The 15,621-nt window shown below is 61.7% G+C and carries 13 protein-coding genes; 4 read left to right on the top strand and 9 right to left on the bottom strand.

What is annotated here, in order from left to right:
• The first annotated feature begins 46 nt into the window (after positions 1 to 46).
• Genes ACSQ83_RS07215 through fba form a run of 3 tightly spaced genes read left to right on the top strand, consistent with a single transcriptional unit; the run spans position 47 to position 4,115 of the window.
• Positions 47 to 919: a phosphoribulokinase gene (locus ACSQ83_RS07215; RefSeq protein ID WP_436227659.1), complete on the top strand. Its 873-nt coding sequence runs from the start codon at positions 47 to 49 to the stop codon at positions 917 to 919.
• 45 nt (positions 920 to 964) lie between these two features.
• Positions 965 to 3,028 carry a transketolase gene (gene tkt, locus ACSQ83_RS07210; RefSeq protein WP_436227658.1) on the top strand — a complete coding sequence of 688 codons (2,064 nt, stop codon included), beginning with the start codon at positions 965 to 967 and terminating at the stop codon, positions 3,026 to 3,028.
• A 52-nt stretch (positions 3,029 to 3,080) separates the two neighbouring features.
• Complete coding sequence (gene fba / locus ACSQ83_RS07205; RefSeq protein ID WP_414950546.1) at positions 3,081 to 4,115, top strand: class II fructose-bisphosphate aldolase; 1,035 nt, start codon at positions 3,081 to 3,083, stop codon at positions 4,113 to 4,115.
• A gap of 1,043 nt (positions 4,116 to 5,158) precedes the next feature.
• Here the strand turns inward: fba and ACSQ83_RS07200 are convergent.
• Genes ACSQ83_RS07200 through ACSQ83_RS07190 form a run of 3 tightly spaced genes read right to left on the bottom strand, consistent with a single transcriptional unit; the run spans position 5,159 to position 9,230 of the window.
• A complete protein-coding gene (locus tag ACSQ83_RS07200) occupies positions 5,159 to 6,547 on the bottom strand; it encodes a DUF6513 domain-containing protein (protein ID WP_436227657.1) in 1,389 nt (462 codons plus the stop codon).
• A complete protein-coding gene (locus ACSQ83_RS07195) occupies positions 6,526 to 7,143 on the bottom strand; it encodes a flavoprotein (RefSeq protein WP_436227656.1) in 618 nt (205 codons plus the stop codon). The genes ACSQ83_RS07200 and ACSQ83_RS07195 overlap by 22 nt, the downstream gene beginning before the upstream one ends.
• A complete protein-coding gene (locus ACSQ83_RS07190; protein WP_414968076.1) occupies positions 7,140 to 9,230 on the bottom strand; it encodes a sigma-54-dependent Fis family transcriptional regulator in 2,091 nt (696 codons plus the stop codon). The genes ACSQ83_RS07195 and ACSQ83_RS07190 overlap by 4 nt, the downstream gene beginning before the upstream one ends.
• A gap of 419 nt (positions 9,231 to 9,649) precedes the next feature.
• On the opposite strand from ACSQ83_RS07190, the gene ACSQ83_RS07185 reads away from it, so the two are divergent.
• Positions 9,650 to 10,186, top strand: coding sequence for a dihydroneopterin aldolase (locus tag ACSQ83_RS07185; RefSeq protein ID WP_414968077.1), 537 nt, complete (start codon positions 9,650 to 9,652; stop codon positions 10,184 to 10,186).
• Positions 10,187 to 10,252: 66 nt separating this feature from the next.
• Here ACSQ83_RS07185 and ACSQ83_RS07180 read toward each other — a convergent pair whose 3' ends face one another.
• From ACSQ83_RS07180 to ACSQ83_RS07155, 6 genes are all read right to left on the bottom strand, one after another.
• Complete coding sequence (locus ACSQ83_RS07180) at positions 10,253 to 10,684, bottom strand: hypothetical protein (RefSeq protein WP_414950552.1); 432 nt, start codon at positions 10,682 to 10,684, stop codon at positions 10,253 to 10,255.
• 166 nt (positions 10,685 to 10,850) lie between these two features.
• Positions 10,851 to 11,360, bottom strand: coding sequence for a formaldehyde-activating enzyme (fae, locus tag ACSQ83_RS07175; RefSeq protein ID WP_414950553.1), 510 nt, complete (start codon positions 11,358 to 11,360; stop codon positions 10,851 to 10,853).
• Positions 11,361 to 11,532: 172 nt separating this feature from the next.
• A complete protein-coding gene (locus tag ACSQ83_RS07170; protein WP_436227655.1) occupies positions 11,533 to 12,429 on the bottom strand; it encodes a triphosphoribosyl-dephospho-CoA synthase in 897 nt (298 codons plus the stop codon).
• Complete coding sequence (locus ACSQ83_RS07165) at positions 12,416 to 13,390, bottom strand: ATP-grasp domain-containing protein (RefSeq protein WP_436227654.1); 975 nt, start codon at positions 13,388 to 13,390, stop codon at positions 12,416 to 12,418. Before ACSQ83_RS07165 ends, ACSQ83_RS07170 begins: the two co-directional genes overlap by 14 nt.
• Entirely contained in the window at positions 13,387 to 14,445 is a 1,059-nt protein-coding gene (gene mch, locus ACSQ83_RS07160) for a methenyltetrahydromethanopterin cyclohydrolase (protein ID WP_414950556.1), read from the bottom strand. Before mch ends, ACSQ83_RS07165 begins: the two co-directional genes overlap by 4 nt.
• Positions 14,408 to 15,613 (bottom strand): ATP-grasp domain-containing protein, encoded by a 1,206-nt coding sequence (locus tag ACSQ83_RS07155; protein ID WP_436227653.1) that lies wholly within the window; start codon positions 15,611 to 15,613, stop codon positions 14,408 to 14,410. The genes mch and ACSQ83_RS07155 overlap by 38 nt, the downstream gene beginning before the upstream one ends.
• Between the last annotated feature and the right edge of the window lie 8 nt (positions 15,614 to 15,621).

Genomic DNA, 15,621 nt, shown 5'->3' with positions numbered 1-15,621 from the left:
GAGCGTCGCCTGATCGAATTCGATTACGAGAACCAGGAGACACATCATGTCAGTCAAACATCCGGTCATCGCGGTGACCGGTTCCAGCGGTGCGGGCACGACAACCGTCATGAAAAGCTTCACGCATATTTTCAGGCGGGAGCGTATCGACGCGCAGATTGTGGAGGGCGATGCGTTTCATCGGCACGATCGGCTGGGCATGCGCGAGGCGCTCAAGCAAAGCGAGCGCGACGGCATGCGCAACTTCAGCCATTTCGGCCCCGAGGCCAACCTGCTTGAAGAGCTTGCACAACTGTTTTCGGACTATGGCGCGACAGGTACCGGACAGGTTCGCCACTATGTCCATGATGACGCGGAAGCTGCGCTCTACAAGCAGGACTCAGGCACATTTACGCCATGGGAAGCCGTCACTGCCGGCACGGACCTGATGTTTTACGAGGGGCTGCACGGTGCGGTTGTCACCGACAAGGCCGATGTCGCGCGTCACGCGGACCTGCTGGTGGGCGTGGTGCCGATCATCAACCTTGAGTGGATCCAGAAGCTGCATCGCGATCAGACCTTGCGCGGCTATTCGCACGAGGCGGTGGTCGACACCATCCTCAGGCGTATGCCGGACTACGTGAACTACATCTGCCCGCAGTTTTCGCGCACGCATGTCAACTTCCAGCGCGTGCCGACCGTGGACACATCCAATCCGTTCACCGCGCGCGAGATCCCGCATGCGGACGAGAGTTTCGTCGTGATCCGGTTCGCGCGGCCGAAGGGAATCGACTTCCCGTATTTACTCACCATGCTGCATGACTCGTTCATGTCGCGTCCGAACGTGATCGTCGTACCCGGCGGAAAGATGGGGCTCGCGATGCAGCTCATCTTCACGCCGCTGATCCTGCAGTTGCTCGATCGGCGTGCGCGCGCCTGAGGTCCGGTCTTATCTATTTTCATTTTTGATTGAAGGAGGCATGCGATGAGTGCCGTCACTGATATGTCCACCGAAGTGTCTGCGCCGCCAGGCGTCCGCGCTGAAACTCGCTTGATGGCGAATGCGTTGCGTTTTCTTGCTGTCGATGCGGTCGGCCAGGCTAAATCCGGTCATCCCGGCATGCCGATGGGAATGGCGGAGATCGCCGTCGCCTTGTGGAGCCGGTACCTCAAACATAATCCGCGCAATCCCGATTGGGCAGACCGCGACCGGTTCGTGTTATCGAATGGGCATGGCTCCATGTTGTTATATGGGCTCCTGCATCTGAGCGGCTACGACCTGCCGCTCGATGAACTGAAGCGCTTCCGTCAACTGCATAGCAAGACGCCGGGGCATCCCGAAGTAGGGCTGACGCCGGGCGTTGAAACGACGACCGGACCCTTGGGGCAAGGACTGGCGAACGCGGTTGGAATGGCGCTTGCCGAGGCGCTGCTCGCGCGAGAGTTCAACCGGCCGGGGCATGTGATTGTCGATCACCGGACCTATGTTTTTGTCGGCGATGGCTGCTTGATGGAAGGCATATCGCACGAGGCCGCTTCGTTGGCGGGTACGCTCGGATTGAACAAGCTGACGGTGCTCTACGATGACAACGGCATTTCCATCGACGGCCACGTGGACCAGTGGTTCGCCGACGATACACCCGCGCGCTTCAAGGCCTATGGGTGGCACGTAGTGCGCGAGGTGGATGGTCATGATGTCGATGCCGTCGACCGCGCATTGCGCCATGCGCGCACTGCCGGAAAACCGACGCTGATCTGTTGCAAGACGGTCATTGGAAAAGGCTCGCCGTCGATGGCCGGGACGCACGACGTGCACGGTGCGCCGCTTAGTGCTGAAGAGGTGGCCGCGACCCGGCGTGCGCTCGACTGGCCTTATCCGCCCTTCGAAATTCCGTCGAAGATCCGGAGCCTGTGGGACGCTCGCGAGCGCGGGGAGACGGTTGAAGCGGACTGGACCGTCCGGTTCGCTGCGTACCGGCGCCAGTATCCCCGCGAAGCCGCCGAGTTCGAGCGACGTACGCGCGGAGCACTGCCAGCGCACTGGCGTTCCGCGGCGCTGACGCTCGTGCAGGACGCCAACCGCGCAGGCCAGTCGATGGCAACGCGCAAGGCATCGCAGCAGGCCATAGAAGGACTGGCTCGCGCGTTGCCCGAACTGCTGGGAGGATCGGCGGACCTCACTGGTTCGAATCTCACGCGCTGGAAGGAAGCGGTGACGGTGGAAGGCGGGCGTGACGGTCCGCAGGGCGGCAACTATGTGCACTTCGGCGTGCGTGAATTCGGCATGAGTGCGGCGCTTAACGGTATGGCGCTGCATCGCGGATATCTGCCTTTCGGGGGGACTTTCCTCACGTTCTCCGACTACTCGCGTAACGCGTTGCGTATGGCCGCGCTGATGAAGGTTCGCACGGTGTTTGTGTTCACGCACGACTCCATTGGTCTCGGCGAAGATGGTCCGACGCACCAGTCGATAGAGCATGCCGCAACCCTTCGCATGATTCCAGGTCTGGATGTATGGCGTCCGTGCGACACCGTGGAGACGGCGCAGGCATGGGTGTGCGCGGTGGACCGCGATCGTCCTTCCTGTTTGTTGCTGAGCCGTCAGACCTTGCCGTTTGTATCGCGCGACGAAGAACAGATCGATGCGATTGCCAATGGCGGCTATGTGCTGCGCGACTGGGCGGCGCCGGCGGGTCGTGTGTCGAAGCGCGTGGTGCTGATTGCGACCGGGTCGGAGATCGCGCTTGCGCTGGCGGCAGTTGAGCCGTTGCATGCGCAGGGCGTGTTTGCCCGGGTGGTGTCGATGCCATCTACGACCGTGTTCGACCGTCAATCGCGGGCGTGGCGTGACAGGGTGTTGCCGCGGGATGTACCGCGTGTCGCGATTGAAGCGGGGGTGAGTGCTTTTTGGCGGCAATATGTTGGGCTGGACGGCGGGGTGGTGGGAATCGATAGTTTTGGCGAATCCGCGCCGGCCGAGGCCTTGTTCGAGCATTTCGGGCTGACGGTAAAGGCAGTAGTCGATGAGGCAAGCAGGGTTGCTCGCTGAGCACATATGTTTTTAGGGAACTGCTCATAACCTAAATATAACGGAGTCCGAAATGTCATTTATCGCATTGCGTCAGCTGCTGGATCATGCAGCGGAACATGGCTATGGCGTGCCCGCGTTCAACGTGAATAATATGGAGCAGATCCAGTCGATCATGCAGGCCGCGGAAATGACGCGCAGCCCGGTGATTCTGCAGGCATCGGCGGGGGCGCGCAAATATGCCGGGGAGCCGTATCTGCGTCATCTCGTGTTGGCTGCGATCGAGGCGCATCCCGACCTGCCGGTCGTTCTGCACCAGGATCACGGGGCGAGTCCGTCGGTGTGCCAGCAGGCGATCCGGTCCGGCTTCACGTCCGTGATGATGGATGGATCGTTGATGCCTGATCAGAAGACTCCCGCTGATTACGACTACAACGTGGAGGTTAGCCGGCGGGTCGTGGAGGCGGCGCACGCGGTGGGGGTATCGGTTGAAGGGGAGTTGGGGTGTCTGGGGTCGCTCGAAACGGGTCAGGCCGGCGAGGAGGATGGCGTGGGGGCGGAGGGCCGCTTGTCGCATGATGAATTGCTCACCGATCCTGGGCAGGCGAGGGAATTTGTTGGAGCGACCGGTGTGGATGCGCTGGCTATTGCCATTGGTACTTCGCATGGCGCTTATAAGTTTAGTCGTCAGCCGGATGGGGATATTTTGGCTATTGACCGGATCGTGGCGATTCACCGGTTGATTCCTGATACCCATTTGGTGATGCATGGGTCGTCGTCGGTGCCGCAGGAGTGGTTGTCGATTATTCGTGAGCATGGTGGTGAGATACCGGTGACTTATGGGGTGCCTGTGGAGGAGATTCAGCGCGGGATCGCCAATGGTGTGCGCAAGGTGAATATCGATACGGATATCAGGCTGGCAATGACCGGGGCGATGCGGAGGTCGCTGGCGATGGCAAAGGGTGAGTTCGATCCGCGTCATGCGTTGAAGGCAGCGACGGCTGCGGCGAGGGATTTATGCGTGGCGCGGTTTGAGGCGTTCGGATGTGCAGGGCATGCGGACAGGATCAGGCCAGTGGGGTTGGATGTGATGGCACGGAGGTATTGATCGGGCGGAGGTGGTCGATGGCGGTTGGGTATGGATGGTCGGGGTTTGGGGGTGGGGGTCGGAGTCAATGCCGGGTTGCTGCTTTCCAGGTCTTCGCGCGTTTTACGTTAGCTGATTTCTTTATCACTATTAGCCACTGCGCGTGGCGGCGCGTCATTTCTTTGTCCAAAGCGACAAAGAAACGAAGCAAAGAAAACGCTTTCACCTCTCTAAAAATTAAGTGTCCACAGCGTGCAGTTTTCATTCATGGGTACCCCAAAAGCACGGTGCTCGCCAGAGCTTAGGATGTTTGAACCCCTCTTTCTCGCGAATCCTGACAGTAAAACGCTTCGCCCCGTACGCTCTCGGGCTAGCACCAGTGCCCCACGTTCCCGCACGGCCTCACGCGTATTTGCCGCTGTGGTGCTTCGCGGGTTAGCTATTAGTTTGCATTGTTATTTGCCGGTTTTAGGCCTTATGCATTCTGCAGGTGGTTTAAAAATGGTTCGGCATGCGTACAAATTGGGTGGAAGGTTTTCTGCGGATAGCGCGGGGCGCTTCTTGGGCAGGTTCAGTCGCTAGTGCTAGCCCGAGAGCGTACGGGGCGAAGCGTTTTACTGTCAGGATTCGCGAGAAGGAGGGGTTCACACATCCTAAGCTCTTGCGAGCACCGTGCTTTTGGGGCACCAATGAAATGGAACTGCACGCTGTGGACACTTAGGGTAGAGAGGTGAAAGCGCTTTCTTTGCTTCGTTTCTTTGTCGCTTTGGACAAAGAAATGACGCGCCGCCACGCGCAGTGGCTAATAGTGATAAAGAAAACATCCAACATAAAACGCGCGAAGACCTTGAAAGCAGCAACCCAGCAATGAACCAGACCACCAACGCGAGAACCCGTGCAACCCAGCAATGAACCAGACCACCAACGCGAGAACCCGTGCAACCCGGCAATGAACCAGACCACCAACGCGAGAACCCGTGCAACCCGGAAAAGACTCAGACCACTAACGCGAAGAACAAGTCCAACCCAAACCCCAAAAACAAACCGCCAGCAAAACAACCCCCTCACGAACGCTTCCGAGTACTCCCCGGCGCCGCCCAGCACTCAAGATCCGCAGTGGATCTATCCACCTCCACCTGGCATCCCCAGTCCAACGCCTGATCCTGATCGAACCGCTTCCCCAGCTTCCAGGCAATCTCCGCACGGGCCAATTGCACGCCCATATAAAACGCATGCCCTCCATCGGCCTCCAGCCCAAGCCCCGGATAAAGTGCGAACGGGTCTCCCTCGACAGCATGCCCGTCGCGGTTATAAACGTGAATGCCATCAGCCGCGACCTGAACCCGAAAATTCGGATCACGCACCGCCTGCGCAATCACCGCAATCTCCGCCGCGTCATAAGGGAAAGGCCGCTTCGCATGCAACGCCGACAAGTCGCTGGAAATCCCCTTCGGCAAGACTTGCGCGTCGCGTGCTACATGCATGATCCGCCGCGCAACATCGGCCTCCTTGACAGCGCGCCGCGCATGCAAACTAACCGATGTAGTCAGCACCGCGCTAACCCGCAATTCCGCAGCCATTCCCAGCAACACCGCATTGATTCCGCTCGTATCGGCTTCGGTCAGCTCCGTCACATTGCCAATGCCCATCATGATGCCGATCTCCGGATAGCGCGCCCGCAACCTGACATACCGCGCAATCGATTGAGCCAGTCCAAACGGAATCGGATCAAGAATGGGATCGGCGAGAAAAGATCGCCCACGAGCCAGAAGCACATCGATCGCTGCATCGAGCGAGCCTGGATCGCCCGGCTCCCGCGCCACGAGAATTGGCACGGCGGGAACTTCATCAGCAATCCATAGGGTATCCAGATTAAGACTCATCAGGTAGTCCGCACCGGCACGGCCGCCCCGCACAAGCTCCTCGGTGCGCATGGAATCCACGCTCACCCGATACCCACGTTCCTTCAGCGCACGCACCGCGTCTCCCAGATGCGGAAAGGGTGTTTCAGGCAGGCAGCCGACATCGATGACATCGGCTCCTTGAGACGCATACACGGCAGCCCGCGCGACAATGCCGTCGATATCGAGTCGCGGCGCATCGACGATCTCAGCGAAAATCTCGGTCTCGTATCGGGACAAATCGAAGTGGCGCGCCTCACGCCCGAAGAACTGCGGCAAATCCTTAACCTCCTCCGGACCGCGTTCGACCGGCACGCCGAAGTGCGCGCTCAACGCGTCGAGATCGCCACGGCATCGTCCCGGCACGATCATCCGCGTGGCTGCAAGCGGCACAGGGACGCGCCGGCGGATCATGTCGGCGGTCATCAGCGCGGCTACCTGAAGTCCGATCTCACGGATCTCCCACGTGAACGGCGTGGGCGCCATGCCCTCGAGCACCCGTTGCAAACTGTGTTCAGCAAGCCTGCCAGTCAGGAAGACGATGTGGTCCATGCGAGCCCGAGCGTCGACAGCCGTTGATCGAGCGCTGCCTTCAACTCATCGAGCGAGCGCGCCACCGTCGTGTATTCGATCAGCGCCAGTTGCTCCACATGCCGGAGCTCGACACTGCGCGGCCGCACCTCGACCCATTCATGCGGGCTCTGGGTGATCACGCTCGGCGCCGTGTCACATGCGAAAACAATGCCCGGTATGCACTGTTTGCCCGCTTGCGCATACAAATTGGTGGGCAGCGTGTCGGAAATCCCCAACACACATTTGGCGACCGTGTTGCTCGTCGCGGGCGCGATCACGACCGTATGATATTTGCCTTCATAGAGCATGCCGACGGGAACCCCGCTCGCACTGTTGTCGCGAAATACCCGAAAGTGCTCGCGTAGCTTCGGCAGCGGCCATCCATACAGCGGCAACACTTCCTCTCCGGCCGACGACAAAAACAGGTCCACGCCCGGCAGCTTGCAGGCAAGCTCGACGGATTCCTCGATCATGTGCCCCGAGCCGGTCACGCACCACGCAAAACCCGCGTCGGGTTTGAACTGGTCAAGCCTGCGAGCGGGCAAAGGCGAGGGCGAACCCGAACCCGCGCTCATGAATTCCACGGTGTGGCGGACCCGTCATGCGATAACCGGATATGCAGGCGATGCATCTTCCGATACAGCGTATTACGGCTGATACCGAGCCCTTTCGCTACGCTGCTGACGTTCCACCGATGCTCATCCAGCAGTTCCAGTACGGTCTCGCGCTCCTTGACCTGGATCGCGTTGAGCTCGGAGGTGTCGGCATCGTCGGCGCCATGCGGGAACGGTCCGGTCACGGGCGTGCCGCTCATGCCGGTCGCCAGTCCCAGGCGCGCGGCAGGCGTTGTGCCCGCATATTGCACGACCTCGGGCGGCAGATGCGAGCAGTCGATCTCCGGCCCGTCGCACAGCGCTATCGCCATTTGCAGCACGTGGCGCAACTGGCGGATGTTGCCGGGCCATGCATAGTTCAACAGCGCATGCCGCGCCTCGGCGCTAAGCGCCGGCGGCTCATCCGGGTCCGATTCATTGGCAAGCAAATGATGGATCAACGCGAGCGCGTCGGCCCGTTCGCGCAGCGGCGGCAAGTTGATCTCGATGCCGTTGAGCCGGTAATACAAGTCTTCGCGGAACGCGCCGCTCTGCACCAGTTCCAGCAGGTTGCGGTGGCTTGCACTAATCAACTGGAAATCCACCTTGACCGTGGTTTCAGCGCCGAGCGGGGTGACTTCATGCTCTTCCAGCACGCGCAGGAGCCGCGCTTGTAATGCCATCGGCATGTCGCCGATTTCATCGAGAAAGAGCGTTCCCGCGTTCGCCTGCACGATCTTGCCCCGCCGTCCTTCACGCTGCGCACCCGTGAACGCTCCCGCGCGATAGCCGAACAATTCGCTCTCGATCAGGTTCTCCGGTAACGACGCGCAGTTCACCGCAACAAAGCTGCCGCCGCTATTCGGGCTGATGCTATGGAGTGCATTGGCAAAGACTTCCTTGCCGGTGCCGGTCTGGCCCCGCAGGATGATCGGGATCTTGCGCTGGATTACCCGCACAGCAAGCTGGATCTGCGACGCCATGCGCGGATCGCCGAACTCAAGGTGCGAGAGTTTCTCCAGCCGCCCCGCCTGGCCGGGCACTTCCCTGGCTGTTCGCGCGGGCCGGGCGGCACGCGCGGCGGTAGACACCGCGCGGCTCGTGGGGTCGTTCATGAAGATGCGGGTCGCGCTGGTCGCTGCATCGCGCGGGGTCTGGGCGATCAGGAAAAAACGGTTGTTTGCGCTGGCGCTATAGACGGTCACCGGATGGAACGAGCCGCGGATACTGCGGGCAATCATGTCCTCGAGCGACACGTTGAACGCTTCCTCGATGCGTTTGCCGCACAGCTCCGCATGCGAGCGGAAGTCGAGCTGGAACAGCGCGCTGCGGCTGGCCGCGAGCACGACACCGTCATCGCTGACGGCAAGTTTTCCGGCATGCAGCGTGCCGACAAATTCGGGCCGACTATGGAAGTGGATCATGTTCGCGTGCCGATACCGCGCGTCGATCAGGCGATTCTCGATCATCTGTCTCGACATGCCCACCAGCACCAGCGAATGCTGCTGCAGCAGTTTCGAACGGCTGGTTACGTCCAGCACGCCGGCCACTTCACCGCGATCATTGAAGATGGGCGCGGCCGAGCAAGTCAGCGATGTATAGCGCGGATAGAAATGCTCGTGTTGGTAGACCGCGATGCATTCGCGCTCGGCGAGGCACGTTCCCATGCCGTTGGTGCCGGCTTCACGCTCGCTCCATAACGCACCTACGCGCAGCCCGTCGGCGGCGATGGCTTCCCCGAACGGCACCGACGCCACCTGATGCACGATCACACCGTCGGCATCGACGAGTACAACGGCGAGTTCCGGGTCGGCGAGTTGCTGGTAGAGCGTCGTCATCTCGAGTTTCGAGCATGCGATCAGGTCGCTGGCCGCTTCGCGCCGCGCGGTGAGTTCGGGCTGGGTCAGCACCGGCGGCATCACGAAACGCGCCGGATCGAGCCTGAACTCCTTCAGGCAACGCGTCCACGATTGCGCAACGGAGTCGCTTGTCGGGCGAGTCGGCAACTGATTATTGACGATGTTCAGTACTTCCCGGACGTGCACGTTACTGTCTGCAAACGACGACATGGGGCTTGTCTCCGGGGCGTCCGGTTCGTGCCCGCGAGAATTCGCAGGTCACTGCGGCGCCGTATCTATGGTGTTCCCCTGCGCTGCGTTTTTCTGGGTCCGCATGCGCGCGAAGCGATACGTATTGACGTTTTATGAACTTAACCGCGTCGGCAAAACTTTACCTCCTATGGCGCCAGGGTTCAATAAGTAGTCGCGTAAGTGTTAGCCGCTGCGCCCGATTTTTGCTTGCGACTTGCAGAAACCGCGGCAACAGGCCCGCGTGTGCATGCGTGTGAGCGCCTGACGGAAAGCCTCATGCCAGGCGGTACAAAACGCTCACACGCTGTATCGATTCCGCGACACTCATTGCTGCGGCTATCTGTTCGTCAATGGCACGCCCACAGCCCTTTCCCTGCAATCGCCAACGGAGGTTATTCATGGAGCTTTTCGATGCGGTTCGACCCACACGTTCTTCGCCGGGCACGCTGCAGAGCGCGCAAACGGATGTGATTCCCCACTTTCCCTCCATCGATACCGCACCACAAGCTGCCACCGATGTGCCCATGGACATCGTCTACATCAAAGGGTTTACCGGGAGTACGGTGATCGGTATCGACGTCAGCGAATTGCGGGACCCGCAACCCGTGCGTATCAGCCTCACCATTGGCGTGCCGTCGATCCGCGCCTGTGCGACGGATCGTATCGAGGACACAGTAAATTATGCGGCCGTCCACGATGCACTGCATCAATTGCTGGCCTCGCACGGCGTGCAGTTGCTCGAACGTCTTGCCGAGAAAATTGCTCAGTTGGTGATTGCCGATTTCGGGGCGCATTGGGTCCGGGTATCGCTTGCGAAGCCTGCAAAGTTTCCCGATGTGGAATCGGTCGGGGTTCTAATTGAACGCAGGCGTCAGCCGGTCAGCGCGCAGGCCGTCACCTGCGCTTTCCTCGGGAAAGGGCTTATCCCGAACTGATCGTCAGGACGCTTAAGGGACGCGCGAAGCTTCGCGCTTTGAAGTGCTCGCCACTCTACGGGTGCTTCACTTGGTTGCGGCAGCGGACTTTGTCACGCCACACGCGCGAAAAGCGTCGGTCTGAATCGAACGAAAGTTCTTCGTTTGGGCTTTGGCCCGATCCACGCGAAACTCGTTGCCGCCTTCGCCGCCGAGCGTCGAATATTTCGAGAAGGTCATTTGCTCGACGTAGTCGTCGTAGGGAAGAACCGCCGCGATATGGTCGATCGCGCAAGAACACTTATATACGTTGGCGAAGTCGTGACCGTTGTCATCCATGCAGCCGAGCACGTATTCCACGCGGCCCTGAGTGGGGTAATCGTGGCCTTGTGCCGGATTGCCGGCGGCCGGAACAACGGGATCGGTCGACGGGTCCGCCGCCCATGCAAGCGGCGATGCAAGTGACGGTGCGAGCACGAGACAGGCAATCAGCAGCCGCGTGCGACATCTGGAGGTCATGCCGGAGCCTCTCCAAAAAAAGTCATTCCTCGGTTGAATGAAGGACTGGACGGGCCGCTTGTTGTCGTGAACGACTCATGAATAACGCATGAGTAACGCACGAATATCTTGAGCGGCCGCGTCCAGACCCGATTTTTTACACCACGCCATAGAACCGCGCCGCGCTTCAGTTGGCCGCGAACGGATGCGCGACGGAAGCTTTCTTCGCGACTACATCGGCTGCGCTCGGTTCTCCGGCAACCGCGCGCTGGATCGCTTCGCGGGTAGCCTTGTAGTTGTATTCCTGGATCTTCTTGTCGTCTTCGGCTTCCCAGTGAATGAACACGCCCACGCAAACAAAAACATCGTCGGCTTCGTCCTTCGGAATCGTGCCGTCTTCAACGCTATCCGCTACGGCGAGCGCGACGGCGTGCTGGGCAGGACCGAACATCTGCACGGCCTGCTTTGCGCCCTTGATGGTTACCTTGTTGAACATCACCGTATTCGGACGGGTGATGAGATTAGGCGCGACGACCGCCAGAAGCGACGTAAAGCCGTCCTTGTTATTAGTCAGGGCATTGCAGAACGCGGTCTCGACAGCAGAGCCGCGCGGTCCAATCAGCAAGTCGATATGAGCGACCTCGTTGCCGTCGCCGACTAGCGACTCGCCTACCATGACGCGGTTGATTTTGGCCATGCTGTTCCTCCAGTGATTGGATATTGAATGTGCCCGCTTGGCGGTCAGCCCGCGAACGGCGTGAATCGACGCCGCCCGGAGCCGGTTGAGAACCATGGCTGTTCCTATCATGTTCCGTGCCAATGGCGGGTTACCGTCGCAGCGTTGGGCGGCACCGCGTGCCTCAGTGCGCTCAGATGCCGTCCGGAATGCCGTCCACGACACCTGCGACAAACAGCGTAGCGACCGTGAGATCCGCGCTCGTGCCCGGATTGATGCCTTGTGCCTTGAGTTCAGCGTCCCACTCCCTGAGGGCATGCAGTTCATTTGCGACGCCGCCGCGGGCCCGAGCGCGGTGTATCGCGTCCTGGCGCGCGCGCGCCTCGCGCGTGACACTCTGCGCCACGAGCAGGCCGTGCTTGCGCACAATGTGTGAATCGGGCCAGCCGCTCAGGAAGACCAGGAACACCTCGAGCGTGATCGCCGTGGCGGATTGCGAATGTCCCGAACGATGATCGCGGCGTACGGTTTCCAGGCCCGTTTCGAACACGTCGCGAAATCCGTTCGCGTATTGACGCGCGATGCTGTCGCGATCGGCAGCGAGCGCCATCGCAGTGCGAAGATCGACGCTCGGCAAGTCGTGGACCGATTGTTCGGGCGCGTCGCCCAAACCGCCGGGATTCGCGAGCGCAATTGCGCGATAAGCGGCGCGGGTATCGTCGATATCGAGCTTTTGCAGCACCTGTTCCGTTGCAGTGCGGTACGCGGTGACATTCGCGTCGGTGCCGTGGATTTCAAGCGCCGCGGCGAGTGGGGCGACCAGCAAAACGATGCCGAGGTTGGTGTTGCAGCCAGCCGTCTCGCGGGTGCGGCTGACGGCATCGAGAATCCGCGTGCCGACCGTCGCGGCGGGTGCGAACAGCGCATCCGCCGCGACGTCCGCGCTCGCGATGAATTGCGACGCCGTCATGCCGTGACCGGGGTCGTCGATGCTCACATTGCCCGGCTTTGCGGTCTCCACATCGAGCCGGCAAGCCCTTAAAAAGGCTGCTCTTGCCGTTGCGAGAGGGAGGGGGCTATGTGGGGGCATCGGCGGTCTTCAGAGGCGCGTGCGCCGCGAGCCTGCGCGCTAGCAGGTCGTCAACGAGCGCGGCGGCTATGTCAACATCCGTCACCGATTGCAAGCCGCGCCACGCCGCCACGCCGTTGACTTCGAGCACCAGGGGGCGATGTGCATCGCCGCAGTTGCTGGACGCGCGCTGAGGAAGAATCAGGTCGACGCCCGCGTAGTCGAGGCCGAGTGCACGGGTCGCCCGCTCGGCCGTGTCGGCCAGGACGGGATCGAGCGGCGCGCGCTCGCATTTCGCGCCTCGCGCGAAGTTGTGAATCCAGCCTTTGCCGCCCACGCGCCGCATGGCCGCGACCGCCCGGCCGCCGATCACGAGGACACGCCAGTCGAAGCCCGGCCGCGCGGTTTCCACGTAGCGCTGCAGATAAGCGACTTGCCCCGATGTCCGCAACGACGGCAACGGGGCGAGCGACCCGTCGCGACGGTTGGCGCCCAGCCGTCGCAACCCCTTGCCCTGCGATCCGAACAGCGGCTTGAGCACGACCCGGCGGTTCGCGGCCGCCTCGCGCATCAGCACCCGCTGCGCGAAGGCCGCCGATTCTCCCGCCCATGTGGCGGGCGTTGGCACACCATGCAGGTTGAGCAGGAAACTCGTCATCGACTTATCGACGCTGCGCTCGATCGCGCGTGCGTCGTTATATACCGGCACGCCGCATTCGCGCAGCGCGTGCAAGATGCCGAGCCGCAGCGTGACCTGCTCGAACGTCCCGCCCGCGATGCCGCGTACGAATACCGCATCGGGCAGCGCGTGACCAAAGCCCGGGATCGCGAGACCGTGCGGCGCCCACGTGGTATCGATGCGGCATTGCGCCAGATCCACGCAGCGCGCCTCCACGCCACGCGCGAGAAATGCTTTCTTCAGGCGCCCGGTGTGCCAGCCGGTTTCGTCGGTCATGATGGCGACCCGAAGCCCCGGGCTCATGGCGTCTGCCCCGCGCCGGATTGCGGCGTTGATGTGCCCGAAGTGCCTGAAGTACCGCTCCATTGGGCGTCTAGCAGCGCCATGTCGAGCTTGCCGCCGTGATAGGTCAAGCCGCTTTCGAGGCTGCCGACCCACACTTCGGCGGGCGCGAACAACGCGGCGTCGATCTGATAAAAATCGTAGTTGAACGATGTGAAGATATCGGCGAAAGGACGCCCGTAATCACGCGCATTCGATGACGGCAATTCTGCCGCGAGCCGTTGCGCGACGGCATCGCTTTTCACGGTCAGGTGCACACGGCCGCCGTAGAGAATGGCGTCGTTGGTGCGGCCCATCGCCTGGATTCCGTCGGGCGCGGGCGGTGGCAACGGGGCCGTGCCGCTGCCCTCGATGATCTCGTTGAGGTCCACGCCAAGCACATGCGTCTTGTGCAGTGCAACTTCGACCACCCGCGCGACGACCTGCACCGTTCCCGCGACAGAGTGTGTCGGCGTCACGACCAGCGTGAGTTTGTCGGGCGCCAATGCACAGTCGCGCAGGATTTTTTCAATCACGACGGGCGGCGGCAAGCGGTCCACTTCGAGCACGAGCGCACCGCGATCGTGGCGGTCGCGATAGCCGAGTTCATCGAAGAGTGTTTCCTTGCCCGCGAGCGCGCGCGCCGGGCCTGAGCCGAGCGAGAAAAATTTCTTGCCGCCGGTTTGCTCCTTCGTCGCCGACAAGCTCCACCCCGCGTACTGGCTACCAAGGCAGGCGAGCACGGGTGACGATGTATGGACCTCGATCATGCTCGGCCAGGGCGGATTTGCGTCAAGACTCGAGCGCACGGCGACCCGTCCGAGACCGCCCATGCACAGCCGCGCGATCAGCACGCCCGCTTCGATGCCGCCCATTGCGTCGATACCCGCGTCGACAATTGTCGTGCCGTGGGGCGTGCGCGAAACGGCTATGCGCAGCCGCGCGGCGTGGTCGACGAGCCGGGTGGCAAGCCGTTCGCTCAGGGCGTTGACGCTGAGTTCAGGCGGAGGAAGAGATGACGGCATCAGTGTGCTCATGACAGGTTTCGATGCGTTGCAAAACGAGCGCTTCGCGGCGCCCGAGTTCGTCTCGGACGGTGGAGGTGGAGGGCTGCGTGACGACGAGCGTGCAGACCGGCTCGCCCGCGCCGATTCGCATGCCTGGATGCGGTACGTCGTGGCACGCGGGGTCGGTCAGGCAGGCGTCGCTGAAGGGGCCGGAGACGATAAGACTGCGCGGCGCGAACACCACGCGCTGACCGGCTTTGGATCGAGTCGAAGCGGGAGATGTTCGCGTTGGCAGACGTCCTTCGAGACACGCATCGAGGTGGCACGCGATCAGGCCACGCGGCCATGCTTCGGGCGCGGCGGTTTCGTAGAGTGTCATCGTCGATGAAGGGCGCGCGTTGATTTCGAGGACCTGGAACGTGTCGCCGTCCAGCAGGAAGTCGATACTGTTCAGCCCCACGAGACCCGTGTTCGCCACGATCGCGCTGATTGCCGTCGTGACGTCGTCCATGATTTGCGGCGGGATGTCGGCGGGCCCGATCGACCCGGTGTGCAGGAACGGCCGGTTGCCCACGGACTCGCTGAGCTGCTCTGCAAAGCCGATCACGGACGCTTTTCTCCGTGCCGCGACAAACAGCGCGGACATCGAACGTCCTGCGCTCATGCGCTGGAAATAGCCGTTAGCCGCCGGCGTGTTCGATGTCGAATCGAGTGCTTCTATATGTGTCCCGCCGCAGCCGTCGGCGCGTTTGAAAAGCCAGCCGGCGGGATCCAATGGAGCCGCGTGGCAGACCTCCGGATGCGCGATGCCCAGCCGATCCAGCAGCGCAAAAAACCGGCGCGGCTCGCGCACGGCAGCGCTTGCGCCGGCGCTATTCCCTATCAGGCGCGGCAATCGCAGTGCACTGCACAAATCCTGCATCAGCGGCTCAAGCCCGCTGCCCATCACGAAGCCGAGCATGCGTGGCAACCGAGCCGTACGTTCGAGTGCATCGAAGAGACGCTGAGCGTCGATCGACAAACCCTCGCCGCCGATATCGAACCATAGCGGCGCATAACGCCGTGTATCGCGGTCGCCGAAGATATCCAGCGCGGCCACGTTCAGCCCCGCGCGACGCGCGGACTGGGCAAGCATGCGCGCTGACAAGCCGACGGCCGCGATGTACGGAGCTTGCGCGGAACGGGTGCCGGGCGTCATGAACGAAC

It is taken from the genome of Caballeronia sp. LjRoot29 (assembly GCF_964252755.1).
GTDB lineage: Bacteria > Pseudomonadota > Gammaproteobacteria > Burkholderiales > Burkholderiaceae > Caballeronia.
Note: the sequence above shows the minus strand (reverse complement) of the source record. Positions and strands in the feature narration are given on the sequence as shown.

Coding starts and splice junctions, on each gene's coding strand:
- ACSQ83_RS07215 (WP_436227659.1), top strand. CDS start 47: ATGTCAGTCAAACATCCGGTCATCGCGGTGACCGGTTCCAGCGGTGCG.
- tkt (WP_436227658.1), top strand. CDS start 965: ATGAGTGCCGTCACTGATATGTCCACCGAAGTGTCTGCGCCGCCAGGC.
- fba (WP_414950546.1), top strand. CDS start 3,081: ATGTCATTTATCGCATTGCGTCAGCTGCTGGATCATGCAGCGGAACAT.
- ACSQ83_RS07200 (WP_436227657.1), bottom strand. CDS start 6,547: ATGGACCACATCGTCTTCCTGACTGGCAGGCTTGCTGAACACAGTTTG.
- ACSQ83_RS07195 (WP_436227656.1), bottom strand. CDS start 7,143: ATGAGCGCGGGTTCGGGTTCGCCCTCGCCTTTGCCCGCTCGCAGGCTT.
- ACSQ83_RS07190 (WP_414968076.1), bottom strand. CDS start 9,230: ATGTCGTCGTTTGCAGACAGTAACGTGCACGTCCGGGAAGTACTGAAC.
- ACSQ83_RS07185 (WP_414968077.1), top strand. CDS start 9,650: ATGGAGCTTTTCGATGCGGTTCGACCCACACGTTCTTCGCCGGGCACG.
- ACSQ83_RS07180 (WP_414950552.1), bottom strand. CDS start 10,684: ATGACCTCCAGATGTCGCACGCGGCTGCTGATTGCCTGTCTCGTGCTC.
- fae (WP_414950553.1), bottom strand. CDS start 11,360: ATGGCCAAAATCAACCGCGTCATGGTAGGCGAGTCGCTAGTCGGCGAC.
- ACSQ83_RS07170 (WP_436227655.1), bottom strand. CDS start 12,429: ATGCCCCCACATAGCCCCCTCCCTCTCGCAACGGCAAGAGCAGCCTTT.
- ACSQ83_RS07165 (WP_436227654.1), bottom strand. CDS start 13,390: ATGAGCCCGGGGCTTCGGGTCGCCATCATGACCGACGAAACCGGCTGG.
- mch (WP_414950556.1), bottom strand. CDS start 14,445: ATGAGCACACTGATGCCGTCATCTCTTCCTCCGCCTGAACTCAGCGTC.
- ACSQ83_RS07155 (WP_436227653.1), bottom strand. CDS start 15,613: ATGACGCCCGGCACCCGTTCCGCGCAAGCTCCGTACATCGCGGCCGTC.